Annotated in this window: 33 protein-coding genes; all 33 read left to right on the forward strand. The window is 66.2% G+C overall.

Annotated features, from left to right (window positions below; all coding sequences use genetic code 11):
* The first annotated feature begins 146 nt into the window (after window positions 1–146).
* Window positions 147–1,097, forward strand: a complete 951-nt coding sequence (locus DI526_RS05695) for a hypothetical protein (RefSeq protein ID WP_304275194.1) — start codon at window positions 147–149, stop codon at window positions 1,095–1,097.
* A 137-nt stretch (window positions 1,098–1,234) separates the two neighbouring features.
* The gene (locus tag DI526_RS05700) at window positions 1,235–1,855 is read left to right on the forward strand and encodes a hypothetical protein (RefSeq protein ID WP_304275196.1); all 621 of its coding nucleotides are present in this window, start codon (window positions 1,235–1,237) and stop codon (window positions 1,853–1,855) included.
* Window positions 1,856–1,863: 8 nt separating this feature from the next.
* Window positions 1,864–4,035: a hypothetical protein gene (locus DI526_RS05705; RefSeq protein ID WP_304275199.1), complete on the forward strand. Its 2,172-nt coding sequence runs from the start codon at window positions 1,864–1,866 to the stop codon at window positions 4,033–4,035.
* A complete protein-coding gene (locus DI526_RS05710) occupies window positions 4,032–4,523 on the forward strand; it encodes a hypothetical protein (protein ID WP_304275201.1) in 492 nt (163 codons plus the stop codon). Before DI526_RS05705 ends, DI526_RS05710 begins: the two co-directional genes overlap by 4 nt.
* Complete coding sequence (locus DI526_RS05715; protein WP_304275203.1) at window positions 4,516–4,980, forward strand: hypothetical protein; 465 nt, start codon at window positions 4,516–4,518, stop codon at window positions 4,978–4,980. Before DI526_RS05710 ends, DI526_RS05715 begins: the two co-directional genes overlap by 8 nt.
* A 3-nt stretch (window positions 4,981–4,983) precedes the next feature.
* Window positions 4,984–6,537 carry a hypothetical protein gene (locus DI526_RS05720; RefSeq protein WP_304275206.1) on the forward strand — a complete coding sequence of 518 codons (1,554 nt, stop codon included), beginning with the start codon at window positions 4,984–4,986 and terminating at the stop codon, window positions 6,535–6,537.
* Window positions 6,538–6,540: 3 nt separating this feature from the next.
* Complete coding sequence (locus DI526_RS05725) at window positions 6,541–10,548, forward strand: hypothetical protein (RefSeq protein WP_304275209.1); 4,008 nt, start codon at window positions 6,541–6,543, stop codon at window positions 10,546–10,548.
* The gene (locus DI526_RS05730) at window positions 10,549–12,279 is read left to right on the forward strand and encodes a phage tail fiber protein (protein ID WP_304275211.1); all 1,731 of its coding nucleotides are present in this window, start codon (window positions 10,549–10,551) and stop codon (window positions 12,277–12,279) included.
* Complete coding sequence (locus DI526_RS05735; RefSeq protein ID WP_304275213.1) at window positions 12,276–12,449, forward strand: hypothetical protein; 174 nt, start codon at window positions 12,276–12,278, stop codon at window positions 12,447–12,449. Before DI526_RS05730 ends, DI526_RS05735 begins: the two co-directional genes overlap by 4 nt.
* The gene (locus DI526_RS05740) at window positions 12,446–12,643 is read left to right on the forward strand and encodes a hypothetical protein (RefSeq protein ID WP_304275216.1); all 198 of its coding nucleotides are present in this window, start codon (window positions 12,446–12,448) and stop codon (window positions 12,641–12,643) included. Before DI526_RS05735 ends, DI526_RS05740 begins: the two co-directional genes overlap by 4 nt.
* On the forward strand, window positions 12,636–13,316 hold the full coding sequence (locus tag DI526_RS05745) for a hypothetical protein (RefSeq protein WP_304275219.1): 681 nt from the start codon (window positions 12,636–12,638) through the stop codon (window positions 13,314–13,316). The genes DI526_RS05740 and DI526_RS05745 overlap by 8 nt, the downstream gene beginning before the upstream one ends.
* Entirely contained in the window at window positions 13,316–14,227 is a 912-nt protein-coding gene (locus DI526_RS05750; RefSeq protein WP_304275221.1) for a hypothetical protein, read from the forward strand. The genes DI526_RS05745 and DI526_RS05750 overlap by 1 nt, the downstream gene beginning before the upstream one ends.
* Window positions 14,228–14,859: 632 nt before the next feature.
* Window positions 14,860–15,204 (forward strand): hypothetical protein, encoded by a 345-nt coding sequence (locus DI526_RS05755; protein WP_304275223.1) that lies wholly within the window; start codon window positions 14,860–14,862, stop codon window positions 15,202–15,204.
* Between the two features lie 18 nt (window positions 15,205–15,222).
* Entirely contained in the window at window positions 15,223–15,486 is a 264-nt protein-coding gene (locus DI526_RS05760) for a hypothetical protein (RefSeq protein ID WP_304275226.1), read from the forward strand.
* Window positions 15,483–15,743, forward strand: coding sequence for a hypothetical protein (locus DI526_RS05765; protein ID WP_304275229.1), 261 nt, complete (start codon window positions 15,483–15,485; stop codon window positions 15,741–15,743). The genes DI526_RS05760 and DI526_RS05765 overlap by 4 nt, the downstream gene beginning before the upstream one ends.
* Before the next feature lie 7 nt (window positions 15,744–15,750).
* Window positions 15,751–16,161 (forward strand): hypothetical protein, encoded by a 411-nt coding sequence (locus tag DI526_RS05770; RefSeq protein WP_304275232.1) that lies wholly within the window; start codon window positions 15,751–15,753, stop codon window positions 16,159–16,161.
* 1 nt (window position 16,162) lies between these two features.
* Window positions 16,163–17,455: an SGNH/GDSL hydrolase family protein gene (locus DI526_RS05775; RefSeq protein WP_304275234.1), complete on the forward strand. Its 1,293-nt coding sequence runs from the start codon at window positions 16,163–16,165 to the stop codon at window positions 17,453–17,455.
* A gap of 133 nt (window positions 17,456–17,588) precedes the next feature.
* Window positions 17,589–19,298: a phage terminase large subunit gene (gene terL, locus DI526_RS05780; protein ID WP_304275237.1), complete on the forward strand. Its 1,710-nt coding sequence runs from the start codon at window positions 17,589–17,591 to the stop codon at window positions 19,296–19,298.
* Between the two features lie 1,610 nt (window positions 19,299–20,908).
* The gene (locus DI526_RS05785; protein WP_304275239.1) at window positions 20,909–21,130 is read left to right on the forward strand and encodes a hypothetical protein; all 222 of its coding nucleotides are present in this window, start codon (window positions 20,909–20,911) and stop codon (window positions 21,128–21,130) included.
* Complete coding sequence (locus DI526_RS05790) at window positions 21,127–21,330, forward strand: hypothetical protein (protein ID WP_304275243.1); 204 nt, start codon at window positions 21,127–21,129, stop codon at window positions 21,328–21,330. Before DI526_RS05785 ends, DI526_RS05790 begins: the two co-directional genes overlap by 4 nt.
* A gap of 89 nt (window positions 21,331–21,419) precedes the next feature.
* Window positions 21,420–22,166, forward strand: coding sequence for a hypothetical protein (locus DI526_RS05795; protein WP_304275244.1), 747 nt, complete (start codon window positions 21,420–21,422; stop codon window positions 22,164–22,166).
* A gap of 89 nt (window positions 22,167–22,255) precedes the next feature.
* On the forward strand, window positions 22,256–22,537 hold the full coding sequence (locus DI526_RS05800) for a hypothetical protein (RefSeq protein ID WP_304275246.1): 282 nt from the start codon (window positions 22,256–22,258) through the stop codon (window positions 22,535–22,537).
* Window positions 22,537–22,833, forward strand: coding sequence for a hypothetical protein (locus DI526_RS05805; RefSeq protein WP_304275247.1), 297 nt, complete (start codon window positions 22,537–22,539; stop codon window positions 22,831–22,833). Before DI526_RS05800 ends, DI526_RS05805 begins: the two co-directional genes overlap by 1 nt.
* A gap of 83 nt (window positions 22,834–22,916) precedes the next feature.
* A complete protein-coding gene (locus DI526_RS05810; protein WP_304275250.1) occupies window positions 22,917–23,042 on the forward strand; it encodes a hypothetical protein in 126 nt (41 codons plus the stop codon).
* Window positions 23,029–23,184 carry a hypothetical protein gene (locus DI526_RS05815; RefSeq protein WP_304275252.1) on the forward strand — a complete coding sequence of 52 codons (156 nt, stop codon included), beginning with the start codon at window positions 23,029–23,031 and terminating at the stop codon, window positions 23,182–23,184. The genes DI526_RS05810 and DI526_RS05815 overlap by 14 nt, the downstream gene beginning before the upstream one ends.
* On the forward strand, window positions 23,184–23,414 hold the full coding sequence (locus tag DI526_RS05820; protein ID WP_304275255.1) for a hypothetical protein: 231 nt from the start codon (window positions 23,184–23,186) through the stop codon (window positions 23,412–23,414). The genes DI526_RS05815 and DI526_RS05820 overlap by 1 nt, the downstream gene beginning before the upstream one ends.
* 10 nt (window positions 23,415–23,424) lie before the next feature.
* Window positions 23,425–23,670, forward strand: coding sequence for a hypothetical protein (locus DI526_RS05825; protein WP_304275258.1), 246 nt, complete (start codon window positions 23,425–23,427; stop codon window positions 23,668–23,670).
* Window positions 23,671–23,702: 32 nt separating this feature from the next.
* Complete coding sequence (locus DI526_RS05830) at window positions 23,703–24,107, forward strand: hypothetical protein (RefSeq protein ID WP_304275260.1); 405 nt, start codon at window positions 23,703–23,705, stop codon at window positions 24,105–24,107.
* The gene (locus DI526_RS05835; RefSeq protein WP_304275263.1) at window positions 24,104–24,280 is read left to right on the forward strand and encodes a hypothetical protein; all 177 of its coding nucleotides are present in this window, start codon (window positions 24,104–24,106) and stop codon (window positions 24,278–24,280) included. Before DI526_RS05830 ends, DI526_RS05835 begins: the two co-directional genes overlap by 4 nt.
* Window positions 24,277–24,717, forward strand: a complete 441-nt coding sequence (locus DI526_RS05840) for a DoxX family membrane protein (protein ID WP_304275266.1) — start codon at window positions 24,277–24,279, stop codon at window positions 24,715–24,717. Before DI526_RS05835 ends, DI526_RS05840 begins: the two co-directional genes overlap by 4 nt.
* Window positions 24,718–24,734: 17 nt before the next feature.
* Window positions 24,735–24,992 carry a hypothetical protein gene (locus DI526_RS05845; protein WP_304275269.1) on the forward strand — a complete coding sequence of 86 codons (258 nt, stop codon included), beginning with the start codon at window positions 24,735–24,737 and terminating at the stop codon, window positions 24,990–24,992.
* A gap of 173 nt (window positions 24,993–25,165) precedes the next feature.
* Window positions 25,166–25,300, forward strand: a complete 135-nt coding sequence (locus tag DI526_RS05850; RefSeq protein ID WP_304275271.1) for a hypothetical protein — start codon at window positions 25,166–25,168, stop codon at window positions 25,298–25,300.
* 308 nt (window positions 25,301–25,608) lie between these two features.
* Complete coding sequence (locus DI526_RS05855; protein ID WP_304275274.1) at window positions 25,609–26,004, forward strand: hypothetical protein; 396 nt, start codon at window positions 25,609–25,611, stop codon at window positions 26,002–26,004.
* Window position 26,005: the final 1 nt, after the last annotated feature.

Consider the following 26,005-nt stretch of genomic DNA (forward strand, 5'->3'; position numbering starts at 1 on the left):
CCTAAATCTCAACCCCAGACGAGGCCAACCCTCCACTAAATCCGCAGCCCGGCTGTCCCAAAACTTCTGACGACGGACACCCGACCACGCATGGACTCTGAGGCCAAGGGACCACCCACCCCTTCCACTAGAGACCACGACATAGAATGACTACCTCGACCCCTAACCGCCCCGGTATCAAGCAAGGCGGTAGCGGCGGCAACTACGAGCTGCTTCTCGATCTGTACGGCGGCGAAGTCGCCACCGCGTTCGAGACCACGACCATCATGCGCGACAAGCACATGGTGAAGACCCTGGAGAAGGGCAAGCAGTTCCGCTTCCCGGCCACGTGGCGCACCTCGGTCGCCTACCACACGCCGGGCACCGACATCCTGGGCAACCAGATCCCGCACACCGAGATCGTGGTGTCGCCGGATGACAAGCTGATCTCGCACGTGTTCGTCGCGGACATCGACGAGATCCTGAACCACTACGACGTCCGTGCGCCGTACACGGCGGAGCTGGGCCAAGCCCTCGCTCGCTTCTACGACACCAACGTGATGCGTCGCGTGGTCCAGGCCGCCCGTTCGGGCGCGCTGTTCACGGGCGACCAGGGCGGCACCGTCCTGACCAACGCCGGCTACGGCACCGACGCCTCGACGCTGATCAACGGTCTGTCGGCGGGCAAGGAGCAGATGGACCTGAAGGATGTCCCCATCGACACCCAGCCGGTCTACGCCGTGCTGCCGACGTCGCTGTGGTACATGGTCGCCCGCTCGGACAAGAACCTGAACAAGGACTACAACGGCGGCACCTCGTCCATCCGCGACATGGCGCTCCAGACCATCGACGGGATCACGATCCTGAAGTCGAACCTGACGCCGTTCGGTACGAACGACTCGGCCAACGCCGCCATCCCGGCGAAGTACCGCGCCAACTTCTCGACCACGGTCGGCGCGCTGTGGACCCCCTACGCGGTGGCCACGGCTGAGGTCCAAGGTCTGTCCTCGCAGATCGTCGACCAGCCGGACAAGCAGGGCACGCTGATGCTGGCCCGCCTGATGGTCGGCACCGACCCGCTGCGGTCGAAGTGCGCCGTCGAGCTGAAGACGGCCTAAGCCAACCCCGAGCCCCCCATGAGCGAAAGCCTGTGGGGGGCTTTGTTTTTGCCAGTCACCGCCGGGCGGACGCCAGCCCCATAAGCTGAGCGGACAGGGTTCGACACCCTGGACTGGCCCCATCCTCCCCGGAGCCAATGACCCTACTGACCCCTCTCACCGAACTGGACGCGGTGAACGAGATGCTCATGTCCATCGGGCAGGCCCCGGTGAACACGCTGTCCGTCAGCGGCATCCAAGACGTGAACATCGCCAAGGCCGAGCTGGCCAAGGTGAACCGCTTCGTCCAGCTCTACGGTTTCGCCTTCAACACCGACCGAGGCTACAGCCTCTCGCCTGACGTCGGCGGCCAGATCGCCGTCCCCTCGGGTGTCTTGCGGATCACCCCCATGGACCCGCGCGCCAAGCTGGTGCAGCGCCGCCACCCAACGAAGGGTGTGTGTATCTGGGATGCCACCAACCTGACGTGGAACCTCGCCACCTCGGTCGACTTCGAGATCACCTGGGGCTTCGCCTACGAAGACCTCCCCGAGAGCGCCCGCTACTTCATCGCCATCGCCGCCGCGCGCAAGTTCCAGAAGCGGATCATCGGGTCCGCCGAACTGGACGGCTACAACAAGGAGGACGAGGAGAAGGCCTGGGCCATCCTCATCCGCGACGAGCGCCGCACGCGCGACACCAATCTCTTCGAGGCCAACCCTCAGCTCCAACGCGCCTACGACCGTAGTGGTCGACGCGGCACCAGGGTCACCGATTAGTGGGCCTGATGACCGACAACCTCCCGGCTCTGTACGAGGGGGTCTCCCAGCAGTCGGCCTTGGTTCGATCAAAGGGCCAACTGGAGGAGCTGGTCAACGGGTGGCCGTCCATCGCTGACGGCCTGGGCAAACGCGCCCCCACCGAGCATGTCGCCAAGCTGCTGCCGTCAGCGCCGGCCAACGCCCTGGTCCACGAGATCAACCGCGACGCCAGCCAACGCCACATCGCCATCGCGACCGGCGGCGTCATCCGCGTGTTCGACCTGAACACGGGCGTCGAGGCTCCGTGCTATGCGCCCAACGGCTGGGGTTACCTGTCTGACGTCACCGACTGGGCCAACGACGTCGCCATGTATACCGTGGCCGACTACACCTTCGTCGTGAACCGCAAGCGGGTCTGCTCGATGCTGGCCGTGGGCCAGGACCAAGTGGCCTCCAGCGCCGCGGCGTGGCTGAACCGGACGCACGGCGTCGATGATAACGGCGTGTCCTACGGCCCCGGCGGCGACTACCAGTACGACCCGAACCCCACAGGGACGCTCACCGGGACCGTTCAGGCCTTCGACAAGCTGCCCTCCACGGCGGCCAATGGCGCGATCTACAAGGTCGCGGGCACCGACGAGACGAACTTCATCTCCTACTACGTCCGCTACTCCAGCGGCGTCTGGGATGAGTGCGTGGCTCCCGGCATCCAGAACGCCATCGACCCTGGTACCATGCCGCACGCCCTGGTCCGCCGGGCTGACGGTTCGTTCCGCTTCATCCCGTTCGCCTGGGCTCCGCGCCGGGTCGGCGACGGGGACTCGAACCCGAACCCTGGCTTCATCGGCCGGACGATCCGCAAGGTCTTCTTCTACCAGAACCGACTGGCCTTCCTCTACGACGAGAACGCCGTCCTCTCCTGCGCCGGGGACTTCGGTAACTTCTGGCGGATGACGATCCTCGACTACCTCGACAGCGACGTCATCGACGTTTCGGCGACCACCACCCAGGTCTCGATCCTCTACGACGCCGCGCCATGGAACGAGGGGATCATCCTGACGTCCGACCAGACGCAGTTCTCGATGACCAACGGCGAGGCGGGCCTGTCGCCCACCAGCATCGCCATCAAGCCGGTCACGAGCTACCACGTGAACACCCGCGCCGGCCTCGCCACCCTCGGGTCCGAGGTCTACTTCAGCGTCGAGCGGAGCGGCTACGCCGCCGTCCGCGAATACTCGCTGATCAGCGGTAACTCCGAAGCCACGACCGCCTCCGACATCACCGCGCACGTCCCCCGGTTTATCCCGGCGGGCGTCTCGAAGCTGGTGCCGGCGGAGGACATGAACGCCCTCTTCGTCCTCACGGACGGCGCTCCGTCGCGCATCTACGCCTACCAGTTCTACTGGCTCTCCAGCTCGGAGAAGGCGCAGTCCGCGTGGCACTACTGGGAGTTCGGCTCGGGCGTGAAGATCCTGTCGGCGACCTATATCGCCGGCCAGCTCGTGCTGGTGGTCTCCCGAGCGGACGGCCTGTTCCTTGAACGGGTCACGCTCCAGTCTGGCTCGAAGCCCGCCAACGCGCCGCTTCAGGTCCACCTCGACCGACGCACGGAGCTGACCGGGGCGTATGTCTCGGGCACCCAGAAGACCACCTTCACGCTGCCCTATGCCCCCACGCAGTCGACATTCCGGCTGGTGCGTGGGTCTGGCGCGGCTACTCGACCCGGCTCCTTGATCGACCCGGCGAGCTACGAGTGGCTGAGTGCCACCTCGCTGCGCGTCCCTGGCAACGAGACCGGCTACTCGGTCTTCGGTGGGAACAAGTACGAGCTGCGCTTCAAGTTCAGCCAGCAGTTCCCTCGGCGCTCTGACGGTACGGCGATCACCTCCGGCCGCCTGCAGCTCCGCACGATGACGGTCGCTTACCAGGGCACGGGCTACTTCAAGACCGAGGTCGCCCCCTACGGCCTGGACGCCGTTTCCGAGGAAGTCATCCCTGCGAAGCTCGCTGAGTTCTCAGGGAAGATCGTCGGGGCCGCCGACCTGATCCTGAACAGGCCGGTCCTCCACACCGGGGACTACACCTTTCAGGTCTATGGCGACGCCGCCCAGGCGACCGTCAGCATCAGCAACGACTCCCATGTCGCCTCGACGTTCGTCGCGGCTGAGTGGCTGGCCTTCTACTGGAACCGCGCTTGATCGAATACCACAGCCTCCGCGAGGCCTCCCCCGAGCAGACCATTGCTTGGATGGAGGTTCTCGCGGAGAACCTGCGTCCGTCCGACTTGGACGAGATCGCAGCGACCTCGGACATGGACCCGCTCCTGTCCCTGACCACCAGCGTCATGCTCTCCGACATGGCCTGGGTGATCACCTCCAACGACATTCCCGTGGCCGTCTTCGGCTGCGCCCCGGCCGGCCCAGCAGGGTCCGGTCTGGTCTGGATGATGGGCACCCCGCTCATGGATGAGCGCCGCACGGCGATCTCCATAGCCCGTTCCACCGTCCCCTACCTCCGCCAGATGCATCAGCGATACGCCTGCCTCTGGAACCACATCGACGCCCGCAACGAGAAGTCCATGAAGTGGCTTCGCTGGTCGGGCTTCCGGCTGCTCGAAGCTGTCCCTGACTACGGACGCGAGGGCCGCCTCTTCTTCATCTTCGCAAGGTACGACCCCGATGTGTGACCCCGTCACCCTGGCGACCATCGCGGTCGTCTCCACGGCGACCCAGGTGATCACCGAAGTCCAGGCCGCCAAGAACCAGAAGGCCGCCATCACCGCCCAGCTCGCCGAGAGCGAGCAGCAGATCGAGACCAAGCAGACTGCCGAGCTGAATGACCGCGCCCGCGCGGCGCGGCGCGAGCAGGCCAAGATCAAGGTGGCGGCCGGCGAGGCCGGGCTCTCCCTGACCGGCTCGGTCGAGAGCCTCCTGGCCGACACCGTTATGCAGCAGCAGCTCTCGAACGAGCGCACCAACCTCAACGCTGAGACCGAGAAGCGCGGCGTCCGGGCTGAAGCCAACAGCATGTATTCGCGCATCCAGCAGCCGACCCTCGTCGGTGCCGGTCTCCGCATCGCCATGGCCGGCGGTGCCGCCTACGCGGGCGCTTCCGCCACGTCCAAAGCCGCCGCTGCAGGATAACCCATGCCGGATCTTTCCACGGTGCAGGGTCGCCAGACGACCCAGAACCGCATCACGAACAACCGCGACTCCGTCCTTCCCAACCGGCGGATCGTCGAGGCCCCTGACGCCATCGTCCGGGCTGACATGCGGAACGCCTTCAGGGGCGACTCCGTCGACGAGGTCCGCCGCGCCCTCGGGCTGGTGGACAAGGTGGTCGACAGCGCCGTCGACCTGAGGAAGGTCGAGACCCAGATCCAGAACCGCAAGGACTCCGCCGATGGCGGTCTCGATGCTGTCCAGGGGAAGGCTCTCGATCCGGCCAAGGCCAAGTCCGTCGCCTACCAGCGCGCCTACTACAACGTCAGCGCCGAGCAGAAGCAGTCCGCCTTCGAGACCGACATCGAGACCAAGGTGACCTCCATGGTCAACCAGGGTGCCCACCTCGACGAGATCCACAAGTTCATCACGGACTCGGTCGCCGAACACGCCAATCAGGCCAAGGACATCTACCCGACCAACGAGGCTCGGATGAAGGTGGCCGAAGGGACGATGAAGTTCGCCGGCCAGCTCGAAGCGAAGCTAAACGCCAGCATCAAGGCTCGCGCCGACAAGGAGATGGTGGACGCCCGAGCGGCCACCGTCGCGGCCGACATCCAGGCCGGCAAGCCCGTGGACTTCGAGGCCGGCATCCGCCCGCTGATCGAAGCCGGTATCGCCCCGGCCGTCGCCAAGGAAACCGTGCGCCACGCCATCACGGCGGTGGCTCTGGACCCAGACCACCCGCGGCCCGAGCTTCTCTCGGACCTCCTCGACGCCAAGCAGGCAGATGGCAAGACGCCTTCCCTGTCGGCGGAGGAACAGCTCCAAGTCGAGAACTCCTTCGTCCAGGCCGAGGGTCTGCTGAAGAAGAAGCAGAAGGAGGACAAGGACCGGCAGCAGGACGCCCTGACCCTCAAGTGGTACGAGGCGGCCAACAAGGGACAGGTGGTTGAAGGCGAGATCGACGCCGCCGTCGCCAAGGGCCTGTTCACCGGCCAGGAGGCCATCGGTCTCCGAAGCGCCTTCTCCCGCCTACGCGACGACCATCTCGACGGCGAAGCCAACGAGGACGCGGTCATCAAGCTGGAGCTGGAGCTGGCCAAGCGTCACCCCAACTACGAAGCCGTGCGCGCCCGCGCCACCGCTATGTTCCACGACGGTCGCCTCGGCACCGGCCGAGCCGCCGCAAAGGCGTACCTGGGCCTCATGCGCTCGACGGCCCATGACAGCCAGACGGCCGACGAGACGGAGCGTGGCGGAGCCTCCAAGGACGACTACGCGGACGGCAAGTGGCTGCTCGGGAAACTCCTCCCGGTCGAGAGCGACGACGGCGTGGTCGACCCTGACAGCGCCCGGATGTTCATCCAGGCCAAGGCCGAATGGCGCAACCGCGTCAAGAACGGCGAGAGCCCCTCCGCCGCCGCTGACGCTGTGGCGAAGACGTGGGGTCCGCGTGTCGCGGGCGTCGCCAAGTCGCCGGCCCCGACCACCAAGAAGACCACCTTCAAATACGACAACCAGGGGAACCTGAAGTAAGCCATGAGCATCACCGTCGAAGGCCCCGATGGGGCGGTCCACGAGTTCCCTGAAGGGACCTCGCAGGACGTCATCAAGCGGGTCCTCGACCGCCGCTATGGCAAGGGCCAGGACACCCAGGCCGCCCGGACTTCGGTCCTCGGTTGGGCCATGAACAAGACCGGGGCTGGGCCAAAGCGCTCCGTGCTGGAGCGGTTCGGGGACAACGTCTCCAACACCGTGAACACCCAGCCCCTGGTCGAGTTCGCCCGGTCTCGCTTCACCAATCCGCTCCTGGGCCTGAAGGGCGCGTTCGCCCCCGTCCAGCAAGCCATCGACGCTGCTGACCGTGTCGGGCAACTGTTCGACGCCGTCACCGGAAAGCCCGTGAAGCTCGCCCCAGGCCAGCCGCGCTCCGTCAAGGAGGCGGTGCAGAAAGGTGTCACCGACACCCTGAACGCCGTCCCTGGCATCGCCGCTGGCGGCGCTGGGTTCTCCGTCGCGGGTCAGTTCGCGGACACCGTCAAGGCCGGAACCCGCAAGGCCGTGGACGACGCCGAACGCCAGCGCCGCGCCGAGTTCGCCGCCAAGTCCCACGCTGATCCGTTCTACAAGGCGGATGGTGGGCTGGCCGGTAAGGCCGCCCACGGCGGGGCCGCCCTCCTGGGCGTCCTGGCCGGGACCGCGCTGGACCCCACGTCCTACCTGACTGGCGGCGAGACCGTCCTCCAGCGCGTGCTGGTCCAAGGCGCTGTCGCCTCGGGCGCGGACATCGTCGGTCAGACCACGGCTGTGGATGGCGGCCTGCAAGACGGCATCGACCTGAAGCAGACCGCTTTCTCCGGCCTCGCCGGGGCTGGCTTCCAGGGCCTGGGCGAAGCCGCCGCTGCGGTCAAGAACCTGAAGGCCCCCAAGATCCACCCGGAGGCCCCGCTCGACGCCCACTTCAAGGCCGAGCTGGATGCCGCCGACATCGTCGCGAAGCCGACCCTCTCCGCCAAGGAGCTGCCGGACCTCCGCGTCGCCAACGACAACGCCCGCGTCCACGCAGAGACCACCGGCCTGGAGCCCATCAAGGTCGCCAAGGCTGGTCCCGAGGCCGACGCCAAGGCTCCTGAGGGTGACCCTTGGGACGCCGTGAACTGGGGCGCGGAAGGCAGCAGCACCCGCAAGCTGGCCGCCGCCGCGCACCTCGAAACCCTGCGCCGGACCATCAAGCCCGAGCACGCCCAGGCCTTCGGGCGCTGGGTTGCCGAAGGCGCTCCGCGTATGATCGGTGACGGCCACCACGCCCGCGTGAACCCCGACTGGGTCGACTGGGACAAGCTCTCGTCCAACCCGGACGAGTTCATGAACCTCGAAGCCTCGCTCCAGGCGTTCTTCAAGGACACCTACGAGAAGGCTGGTACCGCCTCCAAGAGCTGGGAAGCCGTCGACCAAGCGGCCAAGGTGTTCGGCACCACCCAGTCCAACGTCGTGACCGCCCACGGGCAGATCGTCGGGGCGAACGGTGAGGCCGGGCTGGCCGCCAAGCTGGTGGCCCTGCAGTCCATCGCCGACAGCCATGCCGACAACCTCGTGCGCCACATCAACCAGATGAAGCAGCGCGTGGAAGCCGGACAGGTCAACGCCGAGGATGTCGCCAAGCTGGCCGCCGGGGTTCAGGAGGCCGCCCTCATGGACGCCATGGCCGCCGGCTCCGCGTCCGAGGTGGGCCGTGCCCTGAACGTGCTGAAGATGGCGCGGCAGAAGCGCCGGGCCGTGAACGACCTCAACGCCGCCATGGACTTCCTGAGGGAGAGCATGGGCGGCAACGGCGACATCGACCCGACCCGCTTGAAGGATATCCTCGACCGGATGTCCGGGGTCTACCGGAAGAAGGGCACCGCCGGCCTGAAGGACGAGATCCGTAAGGCGCGCGAGCTGGGCTTCATGGACTACGCCGGCTACCTGATCACGGGCGGCCTGCTGTCCGCGCCGAAGTCGTTCGTTCGGAACCTCCTCGGCTCCGTGTCCTTCACGACGTTGAACCTCGCCGAGCGCTATGTCGCCGCAGGCGTTGGCACGCTGCGGACGCTGGGCCAAGGCTCCGACCGGGTGACATTCCGCGAGGCTAACGCCTACGCGGCAGGGATGAAGGGCGCTCTGCGCGACGCCTTCGTCGCTGGGCTGGAGGCCTTTAAGCATGCAGGAGCCGACGTCGACACGTCGTCGGTGCTGGGCGGTAAGACGCTCCACAACGTCCCGTTCAAGATGAACCCCGACCGCTGGGCCAAGTGGCACAAGGACCCTGTCCGCAATCTCCCTGAGATGCTGGCCTGGGGGATCTTCTCCGCCACCCGGACGCTGGGCTTCCGCCCGTCCATCGCCATGGACGAGTTCACGAAGACCCTCGGTCGGAACGCACAGCTCAACGCGCTGGCCGTGCGCGAGGCGACCTACCGGGCCGCCCGCGAGGCGGACCCTGCGGCGGCCAACAAGGTCTTCGCCGACGTGCTTACCGCCGTCCGCCAGGAGCCCACCGCCGAGGCCCTCAAGGCCGCTCGCGAGTTCTTCGCCGACACCGGCCAGGACGCCGCTGGTACCTTCGCCTCCGGCACCAAGGCTGAGGACATGAGCCGCGTGCTGGCGTCCCTGGACGTCCGCAAGCTGGCCGAGGACCACGCAAAGGAGCTGGCCTTCCAGAAGGTCGGCCCTGGCACCAAGAAGCTGGATGAGGCGTTACGTGCGTGGCCCGTCATCAAGTATTTCTACGCCCCGTTCCTGAAGACCCCGGCCGCGCTGATTAAGGCCGGCTTGATCGACCGCACCCCGCTCTCGATCCTGGCCAACCATAAGGCCCTGACCGGCGCAGCCGACGCGCTGAACTCCGCCATCGAGCGGGGCGGTGCCGAGGCCGATATCGCCTGGGCCAAGATGGTGATGGGCATGGGCCTGATGACTACGGCGTTCGCGCTGTATGAGAGGGGCCACCTCGTCGGCGGGCGCGGCGATAGTCGCAACGCCCAGCGTCAAGACGGCGTCCGTCCGTACTCGATCCGCATTGGGAACGAGTGGATCGACTTCTCTCCTCTCTCGCCGTTCGCCGAACCTTTTGGTCTCGTGGCTGACCTAGCTCAGATCCTGGGCGACCGTCAGCCGGACCAAGAGACCGGCGAGGCCTTGGTCGGCGCGGTGTTGACCGCGATCTCGAACAACATCCTGAACAAGACAACGCTCCAGGGCCTCCACCAGCTCGACTCAACCCTCTTCGGGAAGACGCCGGGCGGGTCGGAGGAGTCAAGGGCGCGAGGCACCGAGGAGCAACTCGCGACCACCCTCATGTCGATGGTCCCCCTGTCCTCGCTCCTGCGGTCTACCGCTCAGGAGATCGACCCTGTCCGCCGCGAGGCGCACAGTGTTCTCGAACAGTTCGAAGCCCTGACGCCCGGTCTGTCCCAGCGTCTTCCCGCCATGCGGGACGCCTTCGGCCGCCCCTTGGTTCGCCAAGAGGGCGAGACCGGCGCGTTCCAGGCGCTGAACCACACGAGCCGCTCGAAGGACCCTATGGCCCTGGAGCTGGCCCGCCTGGGTCAGACTGTGGACCTGTCCCTGGCCCGCCCGCCGCGCACCTTCAACGGTGAGCGTGTGGAGCCCCAGGAGTTCGCCCGCATCCTCGAAGTCCAGGGCCAGCTCTGGCGTCACCCGAGGACCGGGATGAACATGGAGGAGGCCGTTAGGGATCTGATCAAGACGGACGAGTACAAGTCCTGGCCGGACGAGCAGCGCGCTCAGACGGTCAAGGAGTTGATGTCCAAGTACCGGACCCTGGCCAACCGCGCCATGAAGGACCCCCGCTCGGAGTTCTACATGGGCGACGTGGTCAAGCGGACTGCCGCCGCCGCCCTCCGTAAGGAGGTGAAGGCGAGGGGTCTGTCCGACCGCCGGGCGCTGCACCGCGCCAAGCACATGGGTCTCTCCCGTGTGGACGCCCAAGGTGAGATCGACGCGCTTCGCGCCGCGCTCGACCTTGAGGATCAACCTCAGGAGTAAATGTACCTCACCCACGTGTCCTATGTGGCTCAGGTGGACCAGCGAGAGTTCGACGTCACGTTCGAATACCTGGCCCCTGACCACGTCAAGGTCACGGCGAACAACAGCCCCGTCCCCTACCAGTGGGTGAACGAGTCCCGCATCAGGCTCGTGAACCCTGTGGGGGCGGGGACTGCCATCACCATTCGCCGTGAGACGCCTATCGACCGCGCCCTAGTCAGCTTCCAAGACGGCGCGGTCCTCACCCAGGAAGACCTGAACAAGGCCACCCGCCAAGTCCTGTTCAGCCAGCAGGAGATCCTCGACCTCTACAAGTCGAGCCTGTCGGAAGCCCAGATCCGTCTAGGGAACAACCTCGGGATCGTCACCGACCCGGCCGCCGTCATGGACGAGCTGGCCCAGATGGTTCTCGCCGACGAACTTCTGGCCGACCTGAAGGAACGCCTGGACGACATCAACCTGACGGCCGACACGCTCATCGCTGAGCAGCTCCGCACGCACGATCTCAAGATGGGCGTCAACGTCGTCCGCGACGAGCTGAAGGTCGTGAAGGACGCCACCGGCACGCTCGCCTCCGTGGTCGACCTCTTGGTCATCCAAGAGCCGGATGGCGACTCCCTTGTGCTGCGTGAAGACAAGGTCTTCCGAGGCAACGGGCAGTCATACGCTCAGGCCTTCGAGGCCATCCAGACGAACATCGCCAGCACCCAGGCGAGCATAGTCACGCTGCAGGAGGCGACCATCGGCCCGGACGGCGCGGTGGCGCGGCTCCGCCAGCGCCTGGGCGTCGAGGACCCCAGCGGGGCAGGCTTCATCCTGAACGACAACATCGTGAAGCTATCCGGCGGTACCTCGCTGGCGCAGACCGTTAGCGGCCTGACGTCACGCATCGGCTCGGCCGAGGCGGGCATCATCGCCAACAACACGGCGATCTCGAACGAGACCTCCGCCCGTGCGACCGCCATCAACGGCGTCATCGCCCGCGTCGGTCAGACCGAGGCCAGCATCACGACGCTGCAGCAGGCCGATACCGCGCTGGGCGTGAAGTACGGCGTTGCGCTCAACGTGAACGGCTACGTCACCGGGTTCCTGCAGAACAACAACGGGTCGAGCGGCTCGTTCACCGTGGTCGCCAATCGGTTCGCCATTGTCGATCCGAACGGCGGGACCCCCATCGTCCCCTTCGAGGTGAGCGGCGGCGTGGTCCGCGCGCCCTACATCGTGGCCGGCGACATCTTCGCCAACACGATCACGGCCAACAAGATCGTCGACCTGTCAGTCGGGACCACGAAGATCGCCGACAACGCCGTCACCAACGGCGCATCCGCGTTCTCTTCCGGCTACGTCACGTGCGCTCCTGGCAGCTCATCGACCCTCCAGTCGGTCGGTATGTCCACCAACGGAGGGCGCGTGCAGATCAGCCTGTCGTACTACCTGAACCCTGTCACATGGGCGCACAACAACAGCGCAGCCTCTCAGGTCGATCTAGTGACCATCAACCTGTATCGGAACGGAAGCCTCGTGCAGTCCGTCCGGGGCGGCGTGGCCATGAAGATGAACGAGGGGAACTACCTACTCCCCGGCGGTCTCCAGGCTGTGATCCTGAATGACAGTCCGCCAGCCGGCTGGAACTTCTACGAGGTCGCCGCAAGCTGCGCCACATCAGCCTCGCTGTCGTCCGGCGTGCTGTTCCAGTCCCGCGCCCTCAACCTCCTAGAGACCAAGAAGTGACCCCCTACGTCGTCTTCGACGAGACCTCCGGGGAAGCCAAACGCTGGGGCCGTTGTCCGACAGACGACGTGCCTCGGCAGGCCTTTTACCCCGGCGAGGTGGTCCACGCTCTCGAAGCTGACGTGGACCCGCTGAATATCCCCACGCTCTCCGACATGGACACCCAATGACCCAGACGCCGGCCGCCTCCTCGGCGGTCAACGCGCTGCTCGATAAGCAGCGAGAACTCCTGTGCGCCGTCGCGGTGACCCAGGAGGCGCTCAACCAGTACCTCAAGGATCTTGCCGACGTGCGCGCGCAGCTCCGCGGCGTCCAGCTCGGACAGCAGCTCGCGGCTGAAGCCACCCAGGCGGCCGATGACTGACACCGTCCCCACCTCCAGCGCCACTCTGGCGGCTCGGATCTCCGCGCTGCTGGACTGGGCAGAGACGCGGGACGGCAAATGGACGACCTGGGTTACCGGCACGCCGACCGGCGGTCCTCAGGGGAACGGCAAGTACCCTCTCCCCTTCGATGAGGACGAGGATGTGCTGGTCGAGTGCCCGGCCCTCCTGGCCGACATGGTGGTCGGCCCTGCGGCTGTCGCCCAGGCCGCCATCGCTCAGGCCGAGGCCGCGAAGAACGCCGCTGTGCAGGCCACCGCCGCAGCGGTCGCCGCCTCCAACGGTGTTGTCGCTGCTCAGACTGCAGCCGAAGCCGCGCGCAATCTGGCCCAGTCCTACCGGGATCAGGCCGGAACCCACGCCGGTAACGCCTCCTCCTCGGCATCCGCCGCCGCCGCCGCACAGGCCTCCGTGGCATCGGCCAAGACCGCCGCCGAGACCGCGAAGGGAGCCGCTGAGACTGCGGCCTCCAACGCCGCTGGGTCGGCGAGCACCGCCAGCACCCATGCTTCCAACGCCCAGGCCGCGAAGGCCGCCGCCGAAGCCGCCCGAGACGCCGCCGTGGCTGTCGTCGGGCTCGACCCTGCAACCCTGGCCTCCAAGGTGTACGCCAAGCGCGTCGCTAAGAAGGCCGCCCTCCTCTTCGGAAGTTAATGGCCACCAAGTCGGGCGCTCTGGCGCTCACCACCAGCCTCGCTACCGTCGCCCAGTGCGGCGCGGGTGCCGAGGTCGTGGTCTTCGGTCTCGTGTTCGTCAACACGACCGCAGCCACCCGAACTATTACCCTGCGCGTCTATCAGGCAGCAGCCGGCACCCCCGTCGACGTCCCGTTCACCCTCGGGGCTGGCCTGGACAAGACCTGGGGCAAACCCATCGCCCTCCAGCCGGGCGACTACATCAGCGCGAAGGGGGACGCCACGGGCGTCACCGTCGTGTTTTCGCTCGACGAAGACACCGGGTCTACTCCGGTTGCTCAAGGGTTCACCCCGAGGGGGGTCTACGCCGCCGGCTCCACCTACGCCGTCAACGACGTCGTGACGGACGGGGCCGCGAGCTACATCTCGTTGGTCGCCGCGAACCAAGGCAACACGCCGTCTTCGAGCCCCACCAAGTGGATGCTCTTGGCGGCTCAGGGTGCCCAAGGCCCGGCCGGCGCGAACGGCACCACCCTGACGAAGGGAACCGGTGCTGACATCCGCGCCGGTGCTGACGACGCCAAATACCTGACTTCGAAATCGCTCTACGACGCCTCGCTGTTCGTTCCGCTGGCGGATGCCGCGACCATCGCGGTCGACATGTCGAACTTCTTGAACGCCAAGGTCACGCTCGGCGGCAACCGAACGCTCGCCAACCCAACGAACGTGAAGGAAGGCCAGAGTGGTCTGATCCGCATCACCCAGGATGCCACGGGAAGCCGCACGCTGGCCTTTGGGTCGGCCTGGAAATTCTCGGGCGGCGCTCCCTCTCTGACCACAACGGCCGGTGCAGTGGATCTTATCGCCTACGTTGTAGTCGACGCTGCGACGCCGGTAATCAACTGCACCATCAGCAAGGCGGTGGCTTAGTGCTACCTTTCGCTACCGCATGCCTTTTCGGCGGCAAGCGCGCGCCGCTGGTTCAGGATTTCAACGGAGGCTCCGGCGCGCTCCTCGCCCCTCAGCTCGTGACTGCTCCCTCAGGAGCGCAGACACTCACGATTGAGTGCGTGGGCGCGGGTGGCGGCCACGGCGCGACAGATGACGGCTCAACCTATACCGGCTGGTGGGGCGGGGCTGGGGGCGGCTACTCGCGCAAGGTGGTCCTGCCTCAGAACGTCTACGTTCGCCCCATCAATTCAGCCGGCGGGGACTCCTCGTGGGTCAAGACCTCGGGTGGCTCCATAATCTGCCGCGCTTTCTCCGGGTACACCGATGGCTCTCAGTCGCTAGGCGGCGCTGGGTATTCAGGCGATGTCAACTACGAAGGGGGGCCTGGTAGCCTCCCAGGCGGCGGCTCCGGCGGTCCGGGCGGCGCAGGTGCTACACCCTCGTCCGGCTGGCCCTCTCCGCAAGGTGAAGGCGGTACCGGTCCCGTAGACCCGAACGGTAAGTTTCCCGGCGGGGGCTGCGCCGTGTGGTGGGACCCCGGCCTTGGCCCCGTCTGGGGCACGAACGCGGCGGGCCTTGTCCGTCTCACTTGGACTTTCTAGGAGAACTTCTTGTCCTTCGCCATACGGGCGGACGGCGTCCTCACGCCCCTCCCCTACCAACCTTTCGAAGTTGGCGGCATCCAATACCCCGCTAACGTCCTTACACTCTGGTCGCCGGAAGACCTCGCTGAGATCGGCGTCTACCCGCGCATCGAGGCTGACCCCGCGCCGGCCGGCCAGGTGATTGAGGCCGTGACGTTGGAGCTTCGTGACGGCGTAGTCTACGAGACGCCGACTTACGGCCCGGCACCGCCTTCCCAGGTTCCCGCCAGGATCTCCGAGATCGCCTCGGATTTCGGCCTCACCCCCTCCCAAGTTGTCGCTCTGGTCCAGGCCGTGGCGGCTCTCACCTAACCCCTCCCTGAGTACCCCGTGAACGACAACGATACGCCGCAGTCGACCGACATCATGCTCGGCCGCATCGACGGCAAGCTGACCGCCCTCATCGACGCCTTCGGGCTGCACCGGGTGGAGACCAATCGCCGCTTCGAGAAGCACGAAGAGGTCCATGAGGACCACGGCGAGCGCCTTACGAAACTGGAGCGCTTCCGCTGGCTCATCGTGGGTATCGCTTCGGCGGTGGCCTCGGTGGCCAGCCTGGTTCTCTCGGCCTTCCTGACGCAGGTGCTGGGATGACCGGTCGCGCCACGGAAGACGCCCTGGACGCCCTCCACGGTCTGCTGGCCGGCGTCCTGAAGGACGAGCTTGAGGCGGCCATGAAGGCCTCCAAGGAGCAGAACATCCCGGTGAACCCGCAGCTCCTCGACAAGGTCATGAAGTTCCTCGCCCAGAACGGCGTGGACGCTCCCAAGTCCGCCCCGCGTGTGGACGCCCTGGCCCAAACTCTCACCGATCTTGACCTCGACGCCGAAGTGCTCGGGGTTCCTCACTAGGATTTCAATGAGCATCCAACTTCCTACCGTTTCGGGCACGACCGGCGACGCCGCAGCGGTTGTGCTCGCCAGCCCCAACGGGGCGCTTGCTTCGCTCCCCGGCCCGGTCTCGCACGTCGAGCAAGCAGCTCTATCCGCCGCTGGCGCTGGCACTGCGGTCCTCATCGTGGGTGACTTCGCGATCTCGCTCTACGGCACCGCGACTGCCGTCACCGCGGAACTGGAACGTTCGCACACAGACCCTGCCGGCACGGCCCGTTGGACTAAGGTCGACGGCGGTACTCTTTCGGGTGACGCTTCGAGCGGCTCGGTGCGCGCCAAGAGGTTCAGTGAACCGGGCGCGGCGTGGTACCGAGTCAACGCCTCGGCGATCACGGGCGGCAACGTCACGCCTGTCTTCACGAGAGCCAGCTCGTAAGATGCAGACGGCAAACTTCTCGAACGGCGGGCAAGGCGGTCTACGCCTTCGCCTGCTCGGGGCTGCAGCTCCGCAGACCTTGGTGACGCAGAGCAAAAACGGCAACCCCGCCTTGGTCGACGAGTACCTGATCAAGTACATGTCGCAGAACGCCAGCTATATCGGCGCGGCCACTATCCAGAACAACTACAACATCGAAGACATGGCCGTCTCAGCTGTCCGCTTGATCTACGCCAATCACGAGACCACGGCTCGGACCATCAACAAGGCGTCGGTGGCTTTCTGCTGGGGCATCCACACGGACGGCTTCACACCGCTCAATTCGAGCGGCGTCCCTGACAACACGCTCTGGGTCCCCATCACTTCGGCGACGGGTCTGGTCAACGCCGCGAGCGCCACCGGGGCCGCGACGCCGAACTTCGACCGTGCCTACACCGCCACCGCATGGCAGGCTGTTCCGTCTGTTGGGTCCGGCCTTCGCTACATGCTCATCCGCACTTACGGCCAGATCACCCAGACTTCCTTGTCGGGCACCCTCTCGTCGTCTGGCGTCGCTGGCGGCGCATGGGCCGGCATCGACCAGGGCCGCCACCTCACGTCTTGCTACAAGTACGCCTCGGACGGGGTCACCAACCCTGGCTCGTGGACGGGCGTGACCTTTGCGGATGGCGTGTGTCCCGCCGTCGTGCAAGTCCGGTCGCAGACGAAGGGGATCTCGCTGGTCGGTTTCGGCGACAGCCTCACGCAGGGCTACCGAACCGGTGCCGACCATGACAGCTTCCTGTTCAAGGCGGCCTGCCTCGCGTCTAAGCCGCAGGCTCCGGTGACGTGGGCGAATTTCGGGGTCGCGGGATCGCAGTCGACCAACTTCTACCAGGAGGCGCTCAAGGCCATCAGCGGCCCACACAAGCCTTCCGTGTTGGTGTTCCCGGTGAGTAGCCCGAACGACCCCTCGGCGACGACCCAGGCCACTCTCGATGCTTCCTGGGCGAGAGCGCAGGACATCGCTGCGCGCTGTAAAGCGGCAGGCATCGTTCCGGTCCTCTGGGGGCCGACTCCGTTCTACACGACGTCCCAACCGGCGGTGAGGGCGCAGCGAGATCGAGCGAAGGCGCAGTGCGCTCTCAGCGGCACGCTGTACTTCGACGCCTATTCGGTGCTGGAGAACCCGTCGTCTCCTGACACGCTGAACCCCGCCTACGATTATGGCGACCGCCACTATAACGAGGCCGGCGCTGCCGCCTTGGGCGCTGCCTTCAACGCCGCGATCCTTGGGCCGCTTCTGGCCGCCTAAACCCAACTCAGAGCGGGCTTCGCTACCACCCTAGCGGAGTCCCTCGCTCCGCCCGTCCTAGACCCCTCCCAGAGTCACCACGGGCCATCCTGAGATCCACCTGACCCAACCTGCCCCCTCCTCGCGGGAGATCATGCAGGCCGACTTCCTCAAGTTCCTCTGGTACGTCTGGACGCGCGTTCTGTCGCTCCCGGTCCCCACCAGGGTCCAACTTGACGTCGGCCGCTTCCTCGCGACCGGCCCCCGACGCCGCTTCATCCAAGCGTTCCGGGGTGTCGGCAAATCCTTCCTGACATGCGCCTACGTCGTCTGGCGGCTCTGGAAGGACCCCAACCTCAAGGTCGTCATCGTCTCGGCCAACGAGACGCTCGCCAACGAGTGCGCGACCCTCATCAAGCAGATCATCGACCACGATGCCGGCGACGGCCTGTGGGACGAGCTGCGCCCGAAGCCTGGGCAGCGCACGTCCACCTTGGCCTTCGACGTCGGCCCCGCGGTTCCCGACAAGTCCCCTTCCGTGAAGGTCGTGGGCATCTTCGGCCAGCTCACCGGCTCGCGCGCCGACATCGTGATCTCCGACGACGTCGAGGTCCCGAAGAACGCCGAGACCGAAGGCATGCGGGAGAAGCTCGAAGCCCGCACGAAGGAATACGCGGCTATCCTGAAGCCGGACGGCGAGATCATCTACCTGGGCACCCCGCAGACCCAGGAGTCCATCTACCGCAAGCTCGCGGAGAAGGGCTACGCCATTCGCATCTGGCCGGCGCGCTACCCCACCCCGGCCCGCCTCGCGTCCTACCACGGTCACCTCGCCCCCCTCCTGGCGGCCGAGCTGGAGAAGGACCCGACCCTTGGCACCCCTCGTGGCACCCAGTGCGGCGGACGCCCTACGGACACCCAGCGCTTCACTGAGCTGGATCTGTTGGAGCGGGAGACCGAGTACGGCCCAGCAGGCTTCCTGCTGCAGTTCCAGCTCGACACCTCGCTGTCGGACGGGGACAAGTACCCGCTCAAGACCCGCGACCTCATCGTCACCGCGGTCAACCCGAAGATCGCCCCTGTCCGCATCGCGTGGGCCTCGAACCCCGAGCTGGTCCTCAAGGACTTCGCCAACGTGGGCTTTGACGGGGACCGGCTATTCCGACCCATGTATGTCTCGCCGGAGTTCACGGACTTCACCGGCAGCGTCATGCACATCGACCCCTCGGGCCGAGGCAAGGACGAGACCGGCTACGTCGTGACCAAGTTCCTGAACGGCATGATCTACGTCCGGCGCTGGGGCGGCTTCCAAGACGGCTTTGCCGACGAGACACTCGCCGCCCTGGCGACCATTGCTGCGGAGGAAGAGGTCAACCTCATCATCGCCGAAGACAACTTCGGGGACGGCATGTTCCGCCGGCTGTTCGAGCCTGTGCTCGCCCGTAAGCGCCCCTGCGCCCTGGAGGGCATCAAGAGCAGCGGCCAGAAGGAAGTGCGGATGCTCTCGGCCATCGAGCCGGTCCTGCGCCAGCATCGCCTCGTCATCGACGAGGACGTGATCCGTAAGGACCTGGCACACCCGGACCCGGTCAAGCGGGGACTGTACCAGCTCACCCACCTGACCTCCCAACGCGGGGCGCTCAAGCACGACGACAGGCTCGACGTGCTGGCCCTCGCCCTCGCCTATTGGGCCGACCGCCTCAACGCGGACGTCCTCAAGGCCGAGGAGGACTACCGCCGCAAGGCAGACGCTGCGTTCGAAAGGGAGTTCTTCGCCGGCACCTTCCTCGGACAGACCCTGAGCAATCCTCGGGGTGGCCTGAAGCGAGGCATTGGGCGGGACCTGAGGAGATCCAGAAGGTGACCTGAGGTAGCTTCGAGATAGGTCTTAGATTACTACCTACCTATTACCTGTCTAATAGGTCTCTAAGATAGACTTAGAGATATACGTAGACAGGTGGTCTCCTGTTTCAAGACCCCCTCGGTGAATAATCACCGGGGGTGGTCCCTCTCCTGTCCCTCCCCTCGTGGGTCAGCCACGGGTAATCTTCATGATGGCCTGTCGTGACTCCTGGGGCGGGCCTGGAGGGCAGGAACAGGGTCGGCCGCTACCATCCCAGCCGAAGAGGCTTTAGGGGGCTCCAGGGTGTCCTGAAGGAGTCCCGATGGTTTTGGGGTCAGATACGCGAAGGGCCAGGTTTACGCGCGCCCGTGTGCAGTTCCCCCCGTAGGGGGTACCTTGGGGCAAGCCAGGGGCCACCCCGGCCGCCTAGAAGCCCGGCCGCGCGTGCTATTGGCACAGTGGTGAGGCACACTGATGCGTGAAAGCCTTACGCCATATGGGTTTTGTTGGCACTACAGGGGCCACTGGGAGGGCCGCGAGCCTATCTCAGGGCCACCGCGAGCCGCCTAGCGGCCTCCGACGCTTTCCGCGTTCGCTTTCTTGGCCCCCTGCTTTTTTCGTCCCGGCCTAGTGTCCACCCTGAGACGGCCAGAACCTACCCGCGAGCGGTAGCCCAATGAGCACCGCAAGTGACCCGGTGACGTACCGGGGGACGTCGCCTAGCCCGCCTCCGGTCACCCATTGCCCGACCGTGTGCCCGACACCGACCACGGCTAGGGCCGCGAGGTATGAGCCCGCCGCGATCACCGCGAGGGAGAACGTGACGGCCAAGCCGCGCCCATAAGCCCCTACAGGTTCCCGCCATTGCATCGCCACGCCCTCCGCGCCCTCGTCGTCGAGCTACGCCTAGCAGGGGCCTGGAGGGGCCGCCAAGGGGCGAAACGCTCTGCCCGGCTACCCACGTCTAACGCCGCGCGTTCGCGCGTAGAGGGGGCCTCGAAGGGACTTCTAGCCGCGGCTGAAAATTCGCTAAGAAAACCAAGGGGATATAAAAAAGTTGCTGGCCAGCATCATTTTTCGTTTGCCAACTCAGAACGGAAGCCGCTATCAGTTGGCCATCGAGACGGGGCGGCCGACACGGCCACCGGATCGAAGCGGCAAGGAACCCGCCAAGCATAAGGGTTCCCTCCGGCTAGTAGTCGGCGACCACGGCGCAAGGCCAGGGCGGGGACATAGGACCCCGTCATTGCCACCCGCCCTGAGGTCGCAGGCTGGTCTCAGCGGGGTGATGTGTCGGGGGCTGTAACCGCCTCCCTGACGATGGCCTAAGGAGGGCCGAAACACGTTGCGCGTCTACCAAGTATTCGACTGCACCCGGCCTCACGGCGTGGCGTGCGTCGTCCGCCACCGTTGGGCCGCTAGGGCCTGGACTTGGGTGCTCTCCAAGGTCACCGGGCGCTGTCATGACTACGACCGGGCGGTTCTCAGACCGATGCCGCAAGCCGCCCAGATAATACGCCGGGCCGCTTAGGCCCGATACCCAACTGAAAGCGGCCTCCGCGTTAAAGCGGGGGCTGGCGTCCGGCGCTGATCCTGCGTCGCTGATGATGGCCTAGGAGGGCCGAAACGCCGTGAAACTGCAGCCGACCGATGCGGTGTTGAACGCCGCCGTCGATTGGGGCCACGCCAAGCTCCGCGAGGAAAGGGTCTGGGAGGCTTTGAAGGCCGCGACCTACCCGCCGGAGATTGACGCGCTCCGCGAGGAACACCGGGTTGCCCGTGAAGCCCTCGCCAAGGCCTGGAAGGCTTTCGACGACGCGCACACCGCGTGGGACCTGGAGGCGAGACAATGACGCTCGCCCAAAAGATCGCCGCCGAGCGCTCGAAGCGCGCGGAACTAGCGGAGCGCTTCGCCGAGGCGCACGGCAAGGAAAGCGTGGTCGGCAGGAACCTGCTGGAAGAGGCCGCGCACTACTGGGCCGCCGCCGACGCTGCGCGGCAGGGCGACCTAACGCCCCGCCCTTGGGTTCCTCGCGCCCAGATATCCAACTGAAAGCGGCCTCCGCCTTAGGGCGGGGGCTTCTCGTCAAGCCCGTGGTCCGCCGCGAGGCTTCACCGGAAGCCCAACTCAGAGAGGAGAACATGACAGGCCTTACCGGCGCGATCCTGTATCGCGGGCCGTCCGAGCTGGACGGAAAACCAATCGTCGTCATCGCGACTGGCCTAGGCCGGTCCAGCCGGAACGAAAAGACCGGCGACATGGTCCAGACTTGGATCATGAGGGACGACGTCGACCCTTGGGACGCCGTGAAGTCCGGCCAGGACGCCAGTGTCTGCGGCGACTGCCCGCACCGGGGCACGTCGTGTTACGTCAAGGTTTTCCAAGCGCCCAAGAGCGTGTGGAAGGCCGCGCAACGCGGGGCATACCCCCTCGTTTCCGATGCCGCCGCCCTGACCGCTCTGGGCCGTGGTCGCGCCGTCCGTCTGGGCTCCTATGGAGATCCGGCCGCCGTCCCCGCGCACATCTGGGGCGCTCTGGTCGCCGAGGCGTCCGCCTGGACCGGCTACACCCATCAGTGGCGCACCGCGAGCCACCTTCAGCCCCTCGTCATGGCGTCCGTGGATACGCCGGAAGAGAAGGCCGCCGCCGACCGTGAGGGGTGGCGCACGTTCCGGGTCCGCCTCGCTGGCGAACCTGTGGACGCCCGCCGAGAGTTCATATGCCCCGCCTCGAAAGAGGCCGGTTACCGGACGGACTGCGCGTCCTGCCGGGCGTGCATGGGGACCTCGGCCAAGGCCAAGGCGTCGCCCGTCATTATCGCCCATGGGGCCACCGCCCGCCGCTTTGCGCTCTATCGCAACGGCGAAGCTATGCCTGCTGCGGCCTAATCCCCAACTCAAAGCGGCCTCCGCGTTAAAGCGGGGGCCTCCTGTCCAAGCCCTTGGGTTGGCCAAGGGTTTCGCTTGGAGGCCCTTCCATGTCCCAGACCATCGACCTGACGCCTACGTGGCGCGCGGTCCTGCCCATCATCGCCACGGCGCTGACCGAAGGCACGCCCGAGGGGGCCAAGCTGGCCCGCGAGGAGCTGCGCCGTATGGCGGAGGCCGCCGACCAGTGGAACGCGAGGATGACCCTCGTGAGCCGCTACAACGCAGCCTTGAACGAGCAGGAGATCGCCCCGAACGGCGACGACTACAACGCCCTGCTGGAAATGCTCGAAGGCGGTGCGTATCGCGCCCCTGTCGCGGAGGGCCGCTGATGCCCATCTTCCGCGTCAACATCGACCGCGAGGTCACCAACTGGGACCGCTTCGTGCGGTACGTCGAGGCCGACACCGCCGAAGAGGCGGAGCGCCTGGGCGCGCAGCTCGCCACGGCGGCCGACGACACCGCCCCGGACGACGCCGGGCCGGGCAACTTCGACGACGAGCTGGGCGACTGGCACGTCAACAGCGTCGAGCCCGTCGACTTCGACGCCTCCGAGATTGACGTCGTCATGTCCGCCGATGACGTCGCCGCGACCGTCGCCGCGTCCAGCTACGGGGACGCCCTGTGACCGCCTCGGGCCTGCTCCAAGCCATCTTCGGGCCGCCTAAGCGCCGCCCGACGCAGGACCAGCGTGACGCTCACGAGGCCCTGGTGAACGCGCTCTGCATGGCGGCGATGGCCCGCCAGGAGCGGCGCTATGCCACCGCCCGCGCCTACCTGGGTATCGCTCACCGATGCCACGTCTTCCTCGTGGAGACCGTCGATGTCTGGCCGTGAGTGCGTCACCGGGCTGTGCCTGACGCCCGCCTTGACCCTTCTGGCCCGCCTTCGAGAGATCGAGAGCGGGCTCGATGACCGCCGCTTGGCCGACGAGTGCGACGCCGAGCTAATCCAAACCCACCGTGATGAGGATGCCTGATGAACCTCGCCAAGACAGTGTCCGCCCTGATCCTGCAAGCCCGCGTCATGCCTGACGCCAAGCGCGCCGCCTCCCTACTGGAGCAGCGAGCCAGGCTGTTTGAGGGGACGCCGGTCAGGCGTTGGCCTCAAGGCGTCACCGCTGTGGACGTCAACCTCGCCGTCTCGGACCTGTTCCGCGCCGCGCGGGATCTCCGCGAAGAGGCGGGCCTGCGCCCGCTCGCAGCTTAGGAGGCCGCAGATGAGCGACCCTTATGTCTGGCGCGACCCTGTCGCTGATACGACGCGGCTGGACCAAGTGCGCGAAGCCTTGGACTGGCGCATCGAGCGCTTCGAACAGGAGGCCAAGGGGGCCGAGCGGGAGAGAGCGAGGGCGCTTCGCCGGTCCTACGGCCTCATGACGTCCGCCGCCATGTCGTGGGGTGAGGCTCACGCCTCGGCCCGACGCATCGCTGCGATCCTGCGCCACCTTCGTCAGCTCACGTAACCAACACCCAACTCAGAGAGGACTCCAACTCAATGCAAACCCTGACCCGGAACGGGACCGATGGCCGCGTCTACGGCGGCGACTGCGACCTGATCCACATCGCGGACGGCAAGCGCACCGCTGCCGGCATGCTGGCCGCCAACTTCATTGAGGGACAGATGCGCGAGAACGCTGAGCGATCCGGCGCGCGATCCCCTCGGGAGGCGGAGACGCAGCTCCTGTGCCCTGGCTGCTACATGATCGTCCTCGTCAACGCCGCCGCTGAGCTGGCCGCGCGCAACCGCCAGCCGCTGAGCGAGCTGGGCAGGACGATGGCCGCCGCCTTCACCAAGCTGGCCGACTGCGAGACCAGCCTCGAAGCCTGCATCGAAGAGATCCAGATCATCCTCGACGGCGACGACGTCGCTGTCTGCAGCCTGCTGGAGGACGGCGAATGAGCGTGCTCTCCTATATCCCTGTCGGCCTCGCTGCCGAGGCCCTGCGCCTGCACTGGGAGGCCTACCTCCTGTCTCTCGGCTACGAGCTGGTCGAGGCCCAGGTGGACTGCATCACGGTGGTCTCGCCGTGCGGCTCGGTGGTCTGCTACCGCCCGCTGGGGGTGGCCCGATGATCCCTGCTGACGTCTCGTCCCTCGCCATTCGGGCCGCCCTCGGCCTGTTCTTCGCCTCCTCGGGCTACCACAAGCTGTTCGTCCCCGAGGTCTCCGCCAAGGTCGACGGGCTGTTCGCCCGCCTGGGTGTCCCGCCCGTCCAGCGTCGCCTCGTGAAGTGGGGCGAGTTCCTGGGCGGCCTGGGCCTCCTGGCTGGCGTCCTGACGCAGCCCGCTGCGCTAGGCCTGCTCATCATCACGGTCGGCGCGATCTGCCTCGACTGCTGGCAGGACGTGGTCGCCAAGCGCCCGCGCGACGCCTTCGACTGGATCGCTAAGGCGATCTACCTGCCCGAGACGCTGCTCTGCCTGCTGCTGCTCGTGCTGCTGATCCAAGGCCCCGGCCTCCTGGCTGGCTCGGCCCTCCTCACCCGCCTCTTCGGCATCCCGCTGATCTAGCCCCGGAGCAACCGCCCTTGTACGTCATCGAGAACGTCACCCAGTACCTGCGTCACGTCCGCACCTGTCTGGATCGCGACCACCGTCGCAAGACCAGCAAGGTGCTGTTCGCCTACTCGGCGACCGGCCTGTTCGCTGTCGACCTGATCACGGTCACGCTGCTGCCGCCCTCGCTGCCGGTCGTGGGCCTGCTCCATGTCCTGCACACCCCGATGTCCGCCTGGGCGGGCTTCCTCGGGATGCTCGTGGTGTTCTGCGAGGAGCCCCGCAAGTGAGCCTCGCCGCCCTCGTCCACCTGATCCTGGCGCTGCTGATGGCGGCCCCAGGCATCGTCGAGTTCGCCTGGATCTGCCTGGCTTGGACCTCTCGGGGCTGAGACCCCGCCTTCTTTCAGCGTCGGCGGCTCAGGCCGCCGCGCCTTCCCCAACTCAGAACGGACAACCACCTGATGTTCGAAGTCTACGTCAACGGCCGGCGCACCGGCATGACCTACTCCAAGTACCGGCAGGCCGCCGCTGTGGCCGCGGATTTCGGGGCTCTGTTCCCCGGAGATCACTTCTACGTGGAGGAGTTCGGCCGCTGAAGTGTTAACGACTACGACCGTTCCTGACGTAGAACGAAAATAGAACAACCCAGAGGGTTTTTTGGGGTTAGGGGCGTTGAAGTTTTCTTCACCATCCTAGGACGATTAAGTTCTTGCCGACACGCCCACCGGGTGTCGTGCGGGGGCAACAATAGCGTCTCAACCTGAGAGCTTGACCAACATCACCACCAACTCAAGGCGATCAGCGTCTTGACACGGAGTCCACCGTCAGTTGGTTTACTGGCGATGGATCTCCGTGCGCGTTACAACCTTTACGGAGCATCCCTTGCGATCCCAGGAGCAACAACATGACCGGATCAACTTCGCAGCCGAGGCTGCAGCCGCATTCCGCGAACGAATTAGAGCGTTTCGCGACACTATTGGTGGGGGTGACGTCAATCACTCCGCCGAGAACCTCTGCACGCCAGATCCTGGCGTTCTGTATGGTGGCGATGCACCACATTCGCAACCAGTCGATCACTATGGCTGATCTTGTCCAGATGGGCGGCGACGACGAACGGGGCTCCCCGTTACTTGGTCGCTCCCTGGAGCGGACGTTCGGCCTATTCCTAGAACCCTCCAAGGTCCACCCGGATGCGTTGAGCTGGGTTGGACAGGAGGTCGACCCGGATGACCGCCGACGCAAGTACCTGAAGCTCTCGAAGCTTGGGGAGACGGCGGTCGCCAAAATCCTTGGAGACTGAC

The sequence above is a fragment of the Caulobacter segnis genome (assembly GCF_003243465.1).
Classification (GTDB): domain Bacteria; phylum Pseudomonadota; class Alphaproteobacteria; order Caulobacterales; family Caulobacteraceae; genus Caulobacter; species Caulobacter segnis_A.